We start from the raw sequence: 14005 nt of genomic DNA on the forward strand, positions 1-14005 counted from the left end.
ACAGCGGCGGTGTCAGCGAAAGATAAACCAGGATGTAACCATGAACACCCTGTCGCGCTACGCGCGTTGACTCTAGGCTGCGCCGGTACCCAATCGGACCCACAGGGGGGCGCATGCCAGCCACATCCCCGGCGCACCACCAGCGCCGCAGACGCCGTACGAACCGTCTCCTCGCGACTGCCGCCGGTGTGCTCACCGTCGGCGCGCTGGCCGCCGCGCTGCCCGGGTCGGCGAGCGCGGGCGAGAGCGGTGCGAGCACGTCGCACGGCCACCACCCCGGCCGCTACCAGGACGTCCAGCTGCTGTCCTTCAACGATCTGCACGGCAACCTGGAGCCGCCCGCGAGCAGCTCCGGCCGAGTCACCGAACTCCAGCCGGACGGAACCACGAAGACCGTCGACGCGGGCGGTGTGGAGTACCTCGCCACACACCTGCGCAAGGCGCGTGAGGGCAACCGCTACTCCATCACCGCGGCCGGCGGCGACATGGTCGGCGCCTCCCCGCTCATCTCGGGCCTCTTCCACGACGAGCCCACCATCGAGGCGCTGAACAAGCTCGACCTGGACGTCACCTCCGTCGGCAACCACGAGTTCGACGAGGGCGCCGCGGAACTGAGCCGCCTCCAGAAGGGCGGCTGCCACCCGACCGAGGGCTGCTACACCGACGAGGAGTTCGAGGGCGCCGACTTCCCGTACCTGGCGGCGAACGTCCTGGACGAGAAGACGAAGAAGCCCGTCCTCAAGCCGTACTGGGTGTGGAAGAAGCAGGGCGTCAAGGTCGGCTTCATCGGCGTGACCCTCGAGGGCACCCCGGACATCGTCTCGGCGGAGGGCGTGCGGGGCCTCACCTTCAAGGACGAGGTCGAGACGATCAACAAGTACGCCAAGGAGCTCCAGCGGCAGGGCGTGAAGTCCATCGTGGCGCTCATCCACGAGGGCGGCGCCCCTGCCTCGCAGGCGTACAATTACGACTGCGACTCCCCGGGCGCCGGTGACGGCATCTCCGGCCCGATCGCGGACATCGCGAAGAACATCACGCCGCAGGTGGACGCGCTGGTCACCGGCCACACCCACGCGGCGTACGTCTGCACGATCCCCGACCCGGCGGGCAAGCCCCGCATGGTCACCTCGGCCGCGTCCTTCGGCCGCCTCTACACCGACACCACGCTGACCTACGACCGCGTGACGGGTGACATCGCCCGTACGGCCGTGAAGTCCGCGAACCACGTCGTCACCCGGGACGTCCCCAAGGCGCCCGACATGACCGCGCTGATCGACAGGTGGAACACGCTCGCCGCGCCCATCGGCGGCCGTCCGATCGGCTACATCTCCGGCGAGATCTCCCGCGAGGGCACCGAGTCCCCGCTCGGCGACCTGATCGCCGACGCGCAGCTGGCGTACGGCAAGGCGCTGGACCCGGAGACCGACCTGGCCCTGATGAACCCGGGCGGCATCCGCGCGTCCCTGGCCTACCCCGCCAAGGCCGGTGAGGGCGACGGCGTGGTGACCTACGCCGAGGGCTTCGACGTCCAGCCCTTCGCCAACACCGTCAACCTCCAGGACCTCACCGGTGCCCAGGTGATCCAGGTGCTCAAGGAGCAGGTGAGCGGCGCGAACGCGGCGGCCCCGAAGATCCTTCAGATCTCCTCGGGACTGACCTACACCCTGGACCTGACCAAGACGGGCGCCGACCGCGTCGTCACGGAGTCCATCAGGCTCAACGGCGAGCCGGTCAACCCGACGGCCACCTACCGCGTCGCCGCCAACAGCTTCCTCGCGGGCGGCGGCGACAACTTCCCGACACTGGCCCAGGGCACGAACGACCTGGTCGGCCTGGACGACCTGACGGCGCTGGAGCAGTACCTGACGGCCAACTCGTCGGCCACGAACCCGCTCGCCCCGCCGGCGGCGGACCGCATCACCATCGTGCAGTGACCACGGACGGGGCCGGTACGAGGCGGATCACCGCCGCGTACCGGCCCCGCCGCATGCCCGGCTCGCTCCCTACCCGCCCCACACGACGGCCTGCGCGACGATCACCCGCTCCCCGTCGAAGGTGACGGCAGGCCCCGCGTGGAGCCTGTACCCCATCTCCAACGCCTCGCTGACCCGCCGGCAGAACGCGGCGTCATCGGGTCCGGTCAGTACGCGGTAGACGGGCAGCCCGTCCGGTGGTGTCGACATGCGCCCACCGTGCCACACGGCTCACCCGGCGCCGTGGGCGAGGGCGCTGGGTGTGGTGCGGCCGACGATCGCCGGGGCCTCGTGGATCAGCGTGTCGTCGGTGAGCGCCTCCACCATGAAGAGCGCGAAGTCCACGCGGCGGGTGAGGTTGCTGGCCAGTACCGGGTCGCCCACATGCCGGCTCCACACGGGCAGGCCCTGGCTCTCGCCCTCCTCCAGGTCGCTGCCGCGCACCACCGTCCACGCGGTGTCGCTGGCGAACACCCGCCGGCACGCCTCCACCTGGTCGTCGATCTCGACCACGCGGAAGAGCTTGGCGAGTACGGTCGCGACCCGGACACCCAGGAGGAACTTCCGCGAGTACGTGTCCTTGCCGTCGCGGGTGATGTGCCAGCCGCAGGAGAAGACCAGACGGGCGCCCGGCCGCGCGTGGTCGAGCACCGCCTGCGCCGTGCCGGACGCGTACTGCCGTACGCCCCAGGGCACCAGCACCGTCAGCACCCCGTCGCATCCGGCGACCGCCCGCCGGATCACCTCCGGATCGTTCGTGGGCCCGGGGACGACGGTGATGCGGCCCTTGAGGTCCGCCAGCTTCGGCACGCTGCGCTCCCGGCAGACGCCGACCACCTCGTAACCGCGCTCGAGCGCGTGCCGGACCATGTACTGCCCGAGCTTCCCCGAAGCCCCGATGACGCAGACCTTCTTCACGACAGCCCCCTCCGCCGAACGTCGGCCTTATGCTGTAAGGCACGCTAGCCTTACATCATAAGGTGGTCAATGCACGCGAGAGGGAGAGGGCGGATGCCCGAGGGAGCCAAGGGCAGGCGCGGGTCGTCGGAGCGCACCCCGCTCAGCCGGGAGCGCGTGATCCGTACGGCAGTGACGCTGGCGGACGAGAAGGGGTCGGCCGCGCTCACCATGCGGGCCATCGCCGGGTCCCTGGGCGTCGAGGCGATGTCGCTCTACCACCATGTGGCGGGCAGGGAGGACATCCTCGACGGCATGGTGGACGCGGTGTTCGGCGAGATCGACCTGCCGCCGCGCGACACGGACTGGAAGAGCGCGATGCGTCATCGCGCGCTGTCCGCCCGTGCCGTGCTGCGGCGGCATCCGTGGGCCATCGGCCTGATGGACTCCCGCTCCCGGCCCGGCCCCGCGACGCTGCGTCACCATGACGCCGTCATCGGGGCCTTGCGTGCCGCGGGGTTCTCCGTCGCCATGACCGCGCACGCCATCTCGCTGATCGACAGCTACCTCTACGGCTTCGCGCTCCAGGAGGCGAGCCTGCCGTTCCGGGACACGGAGGAACTGGACGAGGTCGCGGGCGCCATCGTGCGCGAGATGCCCGCCGACACCTACCCCCACCTCACCGAACTGGCCACCGAGCACGTCCTCAGGCCCGGCTACGACTACGCCGACGAGTTCACCTTCGGCCTCACCCTCGTCCTCGACGCCCTCCACCCGGACGAGACCCCGACCGGCTGAACGGACGCCGAGGAGCAGCGGGTCAGGACGCCGTGGGGGTCCAGCCCGCCAGCCAGTCCGCGATCTCCTGGTCCGCCGCCTGGGCGTCCGTCAGGTGCGGGCGGTCGGTGCCGGCCGGACCGGAACCCGGGCCCGTGTTCCGGTACTCGGCGAAGCGGTCCTCCTTCCAGGAGAAGCCGCTCATGTCGGTCCAGGGCGTGGTGCGGATCGCCGCACCGAGAGTGGTGTTGCGGACGGTCGTCTGCGGGTCGAGGGAGGCGTCGCCGCCGGCGTGCCACGGGCGGCCGAGGTGGAAGGTGCGGTCGGCGACGTCACCGTTCACCGTCGAGTTGGCGATCAGGATGCCCTTGCGGTTCGCGGCCGTGCTCGGGGCCGTGACATAGCCGGCCGACGTGCCGTCCCAGCGCTTCTTCAGGGTGATGACCGAGCGGTCGATCACCGCGGTCGCCCGGCCGAAGATGAAGTCGACGTTGCCGACGACGTAGGAGTTGGTGACGTGGACCCGGCCCAGTTTGTCCTTGGCGGCCGTGTCCAGCAGGAGCGTGTCCTGGTCGCCCTCCACGATGACGCCGTCCAGGAAGATCCTGTCGGCGGCCGTGCGCAGGGCGACCGCCTGGTGGCCGGAGAGGGACTGGTTGGCGCGCTCGTCGAAGTCGTTGGAGATCGTCAGGTTCCGCGCCTGGAAGTCGTCCGCCTCGACGGCGACCGTCGCGCTGCCCGAGGTGCCGTAGTTCCCCGATCCGTCCGGCTTCGGCGTCCCCGACGCGTTGTTGAAGACGATCACCGTGTCCTTGCGGCTGCCGCCGGTGCCCTGGAAGGTGACGTGCGGCTTGTTGGACGGGACCTTGACCGTCTCCCGGTACGTGCCCGGCTTGATGGAGATCACCACGCGGGAGGCGTTGTTCGCGGGTACGGCGTTCACCGCCGCCTGGACGGTCCGGTACTGGCCGGTGCCGTCCTTGGCGACCGTGAGCGTCGTGGCCGCCGCGGCCTTCGTGGAGACCGCCGTCGTGCCGATGGACGCGCGCGGGCCCGTGCCCGACCTGAGCAGCGCCGGTACGTCCGCCGCCTTGTCGAGCGTGTACGCGTAGTACGTCTTCGGGTCGAAGGCCGTACCGCCGCTCTCGTTCCGGCCCGACGTGCCCGAGAACACGTTGCCCCGCTGGACGATCGTCGCCGTCGCGTCCTTGATGACCGGGTTCCTCATGCCCTGGAAGTAGCTGTTCTCCAGGACCATCCGGGTGCCGCCGCGCGAGTAGTTGCCGTACGAGGAGGTGATGTCGGTGTTCGCGACGTCCTCGAGGAAGTTGTTGTAGAGGTGCGCGTGGGCGGCGTTGTCCGTGGAGGGGTTGCGCTGTTCGGTCTCGCGGAACCAGTTGTGGTGGATCGTGATGTCCGTCGTGACGTTCTCGGTCCAGCCGATGCCGAACGTCTTGTTGTTGTCGCTCAGCTTGTTCCAGGACACGGTGACGTACGTGCTGTCCTTGCGGACGTCGATCAGGCCGTCCGCCATGTGCCGCAGGTCGTTGTGGTCGATCCACACGTGGTGGGCGCCGTCCATCTGGACCGCGTCGAAGTCGTGCTCCTTGTCGTTCCAGACGCCCTGGTAGGCGTCCCGGATCGTCAGATTGCGGATGATCACGTTGTGCACGCCCTGGCCGAGGAAGAAGCCCCCGCCGACGATGTGCCCGGAGGTCCCGGCGCCGACGATCGTCTTGTCGGAGGCGACCTTGATCTCCTTGCCGACCGGGTTCATGGTGATCGTCCCGGCCACGACGATGACGTAGGGCTCGGCGGCCGTGGCGTACTTCTCCAGGTCGGCCTGCGTCCGCACGGTGACGGTCCTGCCGTCCCGGCCGCCGTACGTGCCGTTCTGGCCGAGCGCGTTCACGGAGGCGAAGCCGTCGGCGGTGGCGGTGGCCCAGGCGGGGGCCGCGGTCGTCGCGGCGGAGGCGGACTGGGGGGACAGGAGTCCCGGGTAGGCGCCGTGGGCCAGGGCTCCCGCGGTCGCCAGGGCCAGCGGGAGGCCGACCGCCAGGAGCCTGCGGGGCCTGCGGTGACGGGGCGTGCTGCGGTGTTCGCTCATGCGGCGATCCGTTCCGTGTGGGGGAGGGGACGCCGATCGGTCGCCGCCCACCACGGAAAGGTTGCCGCCCGCCCCTAACCCCTACGGCACCTCGGGTGGTGGGGTCGGGGCGCCCGGCAGGCGGAGCCTGGCCGTCGTGCCGCCGCCCTCCGCCCGGGTCAGGGACACCTCGCCGCCCGCCTGCTGGACCGTGCGGGCCACGATCGACAGGCCGAGGCCCGAGCCGGGAAGGGCGCGGGCGCTCGGGGAGCGCCAGAAGCGGTCGAAGACGTACGGGAGTTCGTCGGCGGGGATGCCGGGGCCGTGGTCGCGGACGGTGAGGATGCCGTCCGCGAGGCGCACCTCGATCGTGCCGCCCTCCGGGCTGAACTTCACCGCGTTGTCCAGGACGTTGACCACCGCCCGCTCCAGCGCGGACGGCTCCGCCCGTACGTACCAGGGGTCGACCTCCGCCGTGATGGTCAGCTCGGGACCGCGCAGCCGGGCGCGGCGCAGCGCCGACTCGACGACGTCCTGCCACGCGACGATCTGGGTGCGGCCCGCGTGCTGGCCCGTGTCCGGGCGGGACAGCTCCTGCAAGTCGCCGATCAGCGCGGCCAGTTCCGTCATCTGCGCCTTCACGGAGGCGAGCAGGGCCTTGCGGTCGGCCTCCGGGATGGGGCGGCCCGTCTCCTCGCTGCGGGTGAGGAGTTCGATGTTGGTGCGCAGGGAGGTGAGCGGGGTGCGCAGCTCGTGGCCGGCGTCCGCGATGAGCTGCTGCTGGAGGTCGCGGGAGCTGGCGAGCGCGGACGTCATGGAGTTGAAGGAGCGGGACAGCCGGGCCACCTCGTCCTCCGACTCGTCCTCCACGGGGATGCGCACGCCGAGGTCCTCGGTACGGGCGACGTGTTCGACGGCCTCGGTGAGCTTGTCCACGGGACGCAGTCCGGCGCGGGCCACCGCGAGACCGGCGGCGGCGGCGCCGAGCACGCCGACTCCGGAGACGAGGAGCAGCAGCAGGGCCAGCTCGTTGAGCGTGGACCGGGTGTTGTCGAGGGGCAGGGCGACGACGAGCGCGTAGTCCTGGGCCACCCCCCGGCCCAGCGGCCCGGTCTTGATGGTGACGGCCGTCGTCAGCACGCGGACCAGCTCGCCGTCGCTGTCGCGGCCGTCGCGGAAGACGCCGGCGCCCGGGTCGGGGTTCTCGGCCACCCCCTTGTCGCGGCTCGTGACGTCGACCGCGGCCGCGGAGTACGGGAGCACGCACACCCTGCCGTCCGAGCGCACCAGCTGGGCGTACTGCTTGCTGGGAGGCGGGGCGATGGTGCTCGTGTCGGAGGGCTCCTGGACGCAGGGGTCGGTGAGCTGCCGGAATTCCGCCGGCTCGAGCTCGATGACCGACGACTGAAGATCGTCGTCGACCGCGTCGTACAGCTTGTCCCGCACGACGAACCAGCACGTCACCGACACCGCCGCCACCGCGAACGCCACCGCCGCCGCCACCAGCAGGGACAGCCGCGCCCGGATGGGGAGCGAGCGGAACCGGCGGACCAGCCCCGTCACTCCGCGCCGCCCTGCCGCAGTACGTACCCCACCCCCCGCACCGTGTGCACCAGGCGCGGCTCGCCGCCCGCCTCGGTCTTGCGGCGCAGGTACATGACGTACACGTCGAGCGAGTTGGACGAGGGCTCGAAGTCGAAGCCCCAGACCGCCTTCAGGATCTGCTCACGGGTGAGCACCTGGCGCGGGTGCGCCATGAACATCTCAAGGAGCGTGAACTCCGTACGGGTCAGCTCCACCGGCCGGCCGCCCCGCGCGACCTCACGGGTCGCCAGGTCCATGCGCAGGTCGGCGAAGGTGAGGACGTCACCGGACTCGGCGGAGGCGGCCACCGCAGCCGCGTACGAGCTGCGGCGCAGCAGGGCGCGGATACGGGCGAACAGCTCGTCCAGCTCGAACGGTTTGACCAGGTAGTCGTCGGCGCCCGCGTCCAGCCCGGTCACCCGGTCGCCCACGGTGTCCCGCGCGGTCAGCATCAGGACGGGTGTGGTGTCGCCGGTGGCGCGGATGCGGCGGGCGGCGGTCAGCCCGTCCATGCGGGGCATCTGGATGTCGAGGACGACCAGGTCGGGCCGGTACGCCGCCGCCTTCTCCAGGGCGTCCGCGCCGTCGACGGCGACCTCGGTGTCGTACCCCTCGAAGGCCAGGCTGCGCTGGAGCGCTTCACGCACCGCCGGCTCGTCGTCGACGATCAGGATGCGCTGGGGGTCACGGTCGCCGTCTGCGGGGCTCATGGCTCGGGATTCCTCACGGCTTTTCTGCGGTTTCGGGTCTTCAGACTCGCACGTTTCGCGGGCCGGGCGTCAGTTCGTGGAGCCGGAGCGCAGCGCGGGCAGGTCCGACTTGACCGTGTTGATCGGGATGGCGAAGCCCAGGCCCACGCTGCCCGCGTCGGACGAGGACGAGCCGGTGCCGCTCGCCGAGTACATCGCCGAGTTGATGCCGATGATGTTGCCGTTCATGTCGATCAGCGCGCCGCCGGAGTTGCCCGGGTTCAGGGACGCGTCGGTCTGGAGCGCCTTGTAGGTGGTCGTGGAGCTGCCGGTGTCGCCGTTGAACTCCCGGCCCTCGTACTCGAACGGCCAGCCGCCGTCCGGCTGCCCCTGCTGCCGGCCCTGGCTCTCGTCCGTCGAGACGGTCACGTCACGGTCGAGGGCCGAGACGATGCCGCTGGTCACCGTGCCGGTGAGGCCCTCGGGGGAGCCGATCGCCACGACCTGGTCGCCGACCTGCACGCCGTCGGAGTCGCCGAGGGTGGCCGCCGGCAGCCCGGAGGCGTCCCGCAGCTTGATCAGCGCCAGGTCCTTGGAGCTGTCGGTGCCGACGATCTCCGCGGAGTACGTTGTGCCGTCGTCGGTGCTCACCTTGATCGAGGAGGCCCCGGCGACGACGTGGTTGTTGGTGACGATCTCACCGTCGGAGGTGATGATCACACCGGAGCCGGTGGAGGACCCGGCGTTGGAGGTCGCGTTGATCTCGACGATGCTCGGGCCGACCGCCTTGGCGACGCCGGCCACCGTGCCCTTCTGGCTCGACGGCACGACGTCGGTGCTGGTGGAGCTCGACGAGGCGACCGTGTCGTTGCCGGTCAGCTCCTGCACGCCGTAGGCGGTGCCGCCGCCCACGGCCGCCGCGACGATCGCCACGGCGGCGAGCAGGGCCGCCGGGCCGCGGGTGCGCTTCCGCGGGGACCTCTGCGGGGGCTCGTCGGGCGGCTGCTGGGACGGCGCGTACGCCGGCGGGGGCGGCGGCCACTCGGGGTTCACCTGGGCGGGGCTCTCGTACTCGCCGCTGGGGCGCGGGCTCTCGGTCATGAGCATGAGCCTCGCGCCCGACGATGAGAGCATCCTGAGTGAGCGCTGAGAAGCCCGACAGAACCTCGTATGCCCGATATAAAGGCCCGGCGATCGGCTTCGTTCGGGCTTGATTACGCGCAGCCGCAGGAGCTGCGGACGACCAGGCGGGACGGGAACACCTTCAGCCGTTCGCGGCGCGAGCCCGCCACCCGCAGTCCGTCGTCGAGGACCAGGTCGACCGCCGCGCGGGCCATCGCCGGACGGTCGGAGGCGACCGTGGTCATCGGCGGATCGGTGAGCGCCGCCTCCTTGATGTCGTCGAACCCGACGACCGCGAGCTCCCCCGGCACGTCGATGCGCAGCTCCCGCGCGGCACGCAGGACGCCGATCGCCTGGTCGTCGGTGGAGCAGAAGATCGCGGGCGGGCGGTCCGGGCCGGAGAGGATGTCCAGGCCGACGCGGTAGGCGTCGTAGCGGTTGTACGGGGCCTCGAAGAGCCGTCCCTTGGTCGTGAGGCCGGCCTCCGCCATCGCGCGCCGCCAGCCCTCGACGTGGTCGGAGACCGGGTCGCCGACCGCGGGGGTCTCCGCGGTGCCGCCGACACAGGCCACGTACTCGTTGCCGTGTTCCAGCAGATGGCGTACGGCGAGCTGGGCGCCGCCGAGGTCGTCCGTGACGACGGCCACGTCGTCGATCGCCTCCGGGCGCTCGTGCAGCAGCACGACCCGGGCGTCCCACGCCTCTATCTCCGCGGCGGCCAGGTCGTTCAGCGCGTGGCTGACCAGGATCAGGCCCGAGACCCGCATGCCGAGGAAGGCCCGCAGATAGTGGACCTCGCGCTCGGCGATGTAGTCGGTGTTGCCGACCAGGACCATCTTTCCGCGCTCGGAGGCGGCCTGCTCGACCGCGTGCGCCATCTCCCCGAAGAAGGGCTGGCGGGCGTCCGGGATGATCAGGCCTATGAGGTCCGTGCGCCGCGAGGCCATCGCCTGCGCGACCCGGTCCGGCCGGTACCCCAGCTCCTTGATCGCGGCGAGGACGCGCTCGCGCGTGGCCGGGGCGACCGGCCGGGGTCCGTTGTTGATGACATAGCTGACGACGGCGGTGGAAGTCCCCGCCAGTCGCGCCACATCATCCCTAGTCACCTTGGCCACGCGCGGAGTCTACGCGGATGGATCCGCTCCGGGCAGGGCGTATCACACCTTGGATGACTCCGCTTGCGCGCTGTCCGCCTTGCTCTTGGGCTTGGCGTCCTCCGCGGCGCGCTCCAGCTTCTCGGGCTTTTCCGGAGTAACGAACCGATAGCCGACGTTCCGGACGGTGCCGATCAGTGACTCGTGCTCGGGGCCGAGCTTGGCGCGCAGCCGTCGTACGTGCACGTCCACCGTGCGGGTGCCGCCGAAGTAGTCGTAACCCCAGACCTCCTGGAGCAGCTGGGCGCGGGTGAAGACCCGGCCGGGGTGCTGGGCGAGGTATTTCAGCAGTTCGAATTCCTTGAAGGTGAGGTCGAGGACCCGGCCCTTGAGTTTCGCGGAGTACGTCGCCTCGTCGACCGAGAGATCACCGTTACGGATCTCCATCGGGGAGTCGTCGTTGACGATCTGCTGGCGGCCCATCGCCAGGCGCAGGCGCGCCTCGACCTCCGCCGGGCCCGCGGTGTCCAGGAGGACGTCGTCGATGCCCCAGTCCGCGGTGACGGCCGCCAGACCGCCCTCGGTCACCACCAGGACGAGGGGGCAGCCGGGGCCGGTGGAGCGCAGCAGCTGGCAGAGGCTGCGGACCTGCGGGAGATCGCGTCGGCCGTCGACCAGGATGACGTCGGCGCCGGGGGTGTCGACGAGGGCCGGGCCCTCCGCCGGGGCCACCCGCACGTTGTGCAGCAGCAGGCCGAGGGCGGGGAGCACCTCCGTCGACGGCTGGAGCGCGTTGGTCAGGAGCAGCAGTGAGCTCATCGCCCCTCACCTGCCCCGATCGGGGTCGTCGTCGTTCGCTCGTGCACGGTTCGCTCGCCCATAACGTCTGGTTCCTCCTCGGTCCCTGCGAGGACGTTTACGGCATTGCTGCGTGCGTTCGACGGCCCCGTACACGTGCGGTTTCCCGCGTCGTATACAACGCTTCCGAAAGCACAAAAGGACCCGGGGGCTTCGCTGCCCGAGTCCTCTTCGCAGCAGAATAGCCGACATGAGCACCGGTTCGGCAGGTCATGTGGCGCGATCCACCTCTCGTCCGTATTCCGAGACGCATGCCGTTTCGCGTGGTGTAACGAGCGGGGGCACGCGATTGCGGACGTTTTTGCGTACCGCGGACGGGGTGGCGATCGATTCCGTATACGAAAAGGGTGCCGCCGTATACGACTCGTCCCGCGGCCCCTCGTCCGTGCCGGATCCCGTGTTCGTGATCGCGCACGGGTTCACCGGGGACGCGGACCGGCCGCACGTGCGGCGGGTGGCCCGCGCGTTCGCCCGGTACGGGGCCGTGGTGACGTTCTCCTTCCGGGGGCACGGGGCGTCGGGCGGGCTGTCGACGGTCGGGGACCGGGAGGTGCTGGACCTCACGGCGGTGGTCGACTGGGCGCGGGAGCTGGGGCATGAGCGGGTGGCGACCGTCGGGTTCTCGATGGGCGGCTCGGTGGTGCTGCGGCATGCCGCGCTCGGCCGGGAGGCGGGTGTTCCCGGCGCGGATGCCGTCGTTTCCGTGAGCGCGCCCTCCCGGTGGTTCTATCGGGGGACCGCCCCCATGCGGCGGCTGCACTGGCTGGTGACCCGGCCGTCCGGGCGGCTGGTGGGGCGCTACGGGCTGCGGACGCGGATCCATCACCGGCAGTGGGACCCGGTGCCGCTGTCGCCCGTCGAGGCGGTGCCGCGGATCGCGCCCACACCGCTGTTGATCGTCCACGGCGACCGTGACGGGTACTTTCCGCTCGACCATCCGCGGATGCTCGCGGCCGCCGCCGGTGAGCACGGGGAGCTGTGGGTCGAGCCCGGCATGGGGCACGCCGAGAACGCGGCGCCGGAGGCGCTGTTGCGGCGGATCGGGGACTGGGTGGTCGCCCGGTCGGGCTAGCCTGACGGTGTTCACCGTCAACCGATTGAGGAACCAGCAGATGGCAAAGGTCACGGTGCGGTACTGGGCCGCCGCCAAGGCCGCGGCCGGGGTGGCCGAGGAGCCGTACGAGGCGGCCACGCTCGCCGAGGCGCTCGACGCGGTGCGGGGGCGGCACTCCGGGGAGCTCGCTCGCGTGCTGCTGCGGTGCTCGTTCCTCGTCGACGGTGATCCCGTGGGGACCCGCGCGCATGAGACGGTACGGCTGGCCGACGGCGGCACGGTCGAAGTGCTTCCGCCGTTCGCAGGAGGGTGAGCGATGACGAACCAGCCGTACGGGGGTTATGGCTCGTACGAGCCGTACCAGCAGCCTGAGCCGCAGGCTTGGCCCGGGCAGCAGCAGGGGTACGGCGATCCGTACGATCCGTACGCGGATCAGCAGTACACGCAGCAGTGGCAGGGGCAGACGTGGGAGACGCAGACGCAGCCGCCGGTGGCCGCGGCTGAGCCTGCGGCGGCGGCTGCGGTTGCCGCGGCTCCGGCGCCGGTCGTGCCTGAGGCCGGCCCCGAGTACGGGCCTGCCACGCTGGGTGGGAACTCCCGCGTCACGGACGCGCAGCGGGCGCGGGCCGAGGGGCGGTCGCCGATCATCGAGCCCGGGTTGCAGCCGGCGGCGCTCACCGCGCTGCTGGGGCTGCTGCTGGCGGGCGGGGCGGCGCTGGGGACGTACGCGCTGCTGGTGCCGTTGGTGGTGCTGCAAGGGCTCACGGCGGCGGGTTGGTTCCGGCTGAACGGGATGTGGCCGGCGCGGCAGGGGATCGCGCTGGGGTTCCTCGGCGCGTTGGCCGCGGACGCGGCGCTCCTGGTGTCGGACCGGTCGCCGGGGGCGATCCTGGGGACGCTGGGGGTGTGGGTGCTGCTGTCGCTGGTGTTGCAGCTGCGGTCGCACGCGGATCCCGACGAGCGGATGTACGGCCTGATGGCGACGGTCGTGGCGGCGGCGCTGGCGATCGTGGCGGGCGGGTATCTGGCGGCGGACGCGTCCGCGGTGACCGTGGGTGCGGTCGCTGTGGCGGCGGGGGTGGTGGCGCGGGCGCTGCCGCTGCCGACGCCGGTGTCCGTGGTGGTCGCGGTGGCGGTCGCGGCGGGCGCGGGGTTTGTGCTCGACGGGTCGGCGGGAGCGCTGGTGGGGGCGGGTGCGGCGGTCTGCGCGCTGATCGGCCACCGCGTGGCGAGCTACGACTACCCGTCCCGCTTCGTCCACTTCACAGCAGGCGTGGCCCTCCCCCTGACCACCGCGGCCCCCGCGATCTACCTACTGGCCTGACGCCCACGGTGGGGGTTGGCCTGACGCCCACGGCTGGAGGGTGGGTCGGGGCCGCGCCGGGGGTGTCCGTCCTCGGACTGGCGCGAATCACGCCAGCTGGATAGGCACGGGGCGCGGACGCGCCAGCCACTGCGGGCGGCCACCCCCGCCCCGTCCCCTCCGCGCCGCACGCGCCAACCCGCCGCCCGGCGCCCGGCCACTACGCCCCACCTTCCGCGGCCCGCCGCCTACCCCGCTCGCCGCGGCCCGCCGCTCGCCGCGGCCCGCCGCGCCGCGTCTGCCGCGATCCGCGGCCCGCCGCGCCGCGTCTGCCGCGATCCGCGGGCAGTCGTGCCGCTGGGGCGGCACGGGTGGGCGCGACGGCACCCCGCACGCGCCGGGCTGCGCAGACACCCCCCGGCCACCACCCACGCGGCGCACCCCGCCCGGTGCCGGGCCACGCGAACACCCCGAGCCCACACCAGCGCCGGGGCACCCCGCACGCGCCGGGCCACGCGAACGCCCCGGGCCCACACCAGCGCCGGAGCACCCCGCACGCGCCGGGCGC

Annotated in this window: 13 protein-coding genes; 5 read left to right on the top strand and 8 right to left on the bottom strand. The window is 71.8% G+C overall.

All coding sequences use genetic code 11. The features are described 5' to 3' along the window. The first annotated feature begins 113 nt into the window (after positions 1-113). Positions 114-1934: a bifunctional metallophosphatase/5'-nucleotidase gene (locus tag ACZ470_RS19570; protein ID WP_468428732.1), complete on the top strand. Its 1821-nt coding sequence runs from the start codon at positions 114-116 to the stop codon at positions 1932-1934. A 69-nt stretch (positions 1935-2003) separates the two neighbouring features. Here the strand turns inward: ACZ470_RS19570 and ACZ470_RS19575 are convergent, their stop codons facing one another. Both ACZ470_RS19575 and ACZ470_RS19580 read right to left on the bottom strand, forming a co-directional pair. After that, the gene (locus ACZ470_RS19575) at positions 2004-2183 is read right to left on the bottom strand and encodes a DUF1737 domain-containing protein (protein WP_037930945.1); all 180 of its coding nucleotides are present in this window, start codon (positions 2181-2183) and stop codon (positions 2004-2006) included. A gap of 21 nt (positions 2184-2204) precedes the next feature. Next, on the bottom strand, positions 2205-2843 hold the full coding sequence (locus ACZ470_RS19580; protein WP_468429199.1) for an NAD(P)H-binding protein: 639 nt from the start codon (positions 2841-2843) through the stop codon (positions 2205-2207). Between the two features lie 141 nt (positions 2844-2984). Between ACZ470_RS19580 and ACZ470_RS19585 the strand changes: the two genes are divergently transcribed. Beyond that, positions 2985-3668: a TetR/AcrR family transcriptional regulator gene (locus ACZ470_RS19585; RefSeq protein WP_468428734.1), complete on the top strand. Its 684-nt coding sequence runs from the start codon at positions 2985-2987 to the stop codon at positions 3666-3668. A 22-nt stretch (positions 3669-3690) separates the two neighbouring features. Here the strand turns inward: ACZ470_RS19585 and ACZ470_RS19590 are convergent, their stop codons facing one another. From ACZ470_RS19590 to ACZ470_RS19615, 6 genes are all read right to left on the bottom strand, one after another. Continuing rightward, a complete protein-coding gene (locus tag ACZ470_RS19590; RefSeq protein ID WP_468428735.1) occupies positions 3691-5754 on the bottom strand; it encodes a pectinesterase family protein in 2064 nt (687 codons plus the stop codon). A gap of 81 nt (positions 5755-5835) precedes the next feature. Continuing rightward, positions 5836-7296, bottom strand: coding sequence for a sensor histidine kinase (locus tag ACZ470_RS19595; protein ID WP_468428736.1), 1461 nt, complete (start codon positions 7294-7296; stop codon positions 5836-5838). Continuing rightward, a complete protein-coding gene (locus ACZ470_RS19600; protein ID WP_468428738.1) occupies positions 7293-8027 on the bottom strand; it encodes a response regulator transcription factor in 735 nt (244 codons plus the stop codon). Before ACZ470_RS19600 ends, ACZ470_RS19595 begins: the two co-directional genes overlap by 4 nt. A 69-nt stretch (positions 8028-8096) precedes the next feature. Further along, positions 8097-9107 carry a S1C family serine protease gene (locus ACZ470_RS19605; protein WP_468428740.1) on the bottom strand — a complete coding sequence of 337 codons (1011 nt, stop codon included), beginning with the start codon at positions 9105-9107 and terminating at the stop codon, positions 8097-8099. Positions 9108-9220: 113 nt separating this feature from the next. Beyond that, positions 9221-10243, bottom strand: coding sequence for a LacI family DNA-binding transcriptional regulator (locus ACZ470_RS19610; protein WP_468428742.1), 1023 nt, complete (start codon positions 10241-10243; stop codon positions 9221-9223). 42 nt (positions 10244-10285) lie between these two features. After that, positions 10286-11041, bottom strand: a complete 756-nt coding sequence (locus ACZ470_RS19615) for a response regulator transcription factor (protein WP_468428743.1) — start codon at positions 11039-11041, stop codon at positions 10286-10288. Between the two features lie 229 nt (positions 11042-11270). Between ACZ470_RS19615 and ACZ470_RS19620 the strand changes: the two genes are divergently transcribed. From ACZ470_RS19620 to ACZ470_RS19630, 3 genes are read left to right on the top strand one after another with little or no spacing between them, the layout of a single operon-like run. Further along, the gene (locus ACZ470_RS19620) at positions 11271-12152 is read left to right on the top strand and encodes an alpha/beta hydrolase (protein WP_468428744.1); all 882 of its coding nucleotides are present in this window, start codon (positions 11271-11273) and stop codon (positions 12150-12152) included. A 40-nt stretch (positions 12153-12192) separates the two neighbouring features. Then, positions 12193-12447 (top strand): MoaD/ThiS family protein, encoded by a 255-nt coding sequence (locus ACZ470_RS19625; protein WP_359989439.1) that lies wholly within the window; start codon positions 12193-12195, stop codon positions 12445-12447. Between the two features lie 3 nt (positions 12448-12450). Continuing rightward, positions 12451-13458 (top strand): hypothetical protein, encoded by a 1008-nt coding sequence (locus ACZ470_RS19630; protein WP_468428746.1) that lies wholly within the window; start codon positions 12451-12453, stop codon positions 13456-13458. Positions 13459-14005 lie beyond the last annotated feature (547 nt).

The sequence above is a fragment of the Streptomyces sp. NPDC031111 genome (assembly GCF_055570675.1).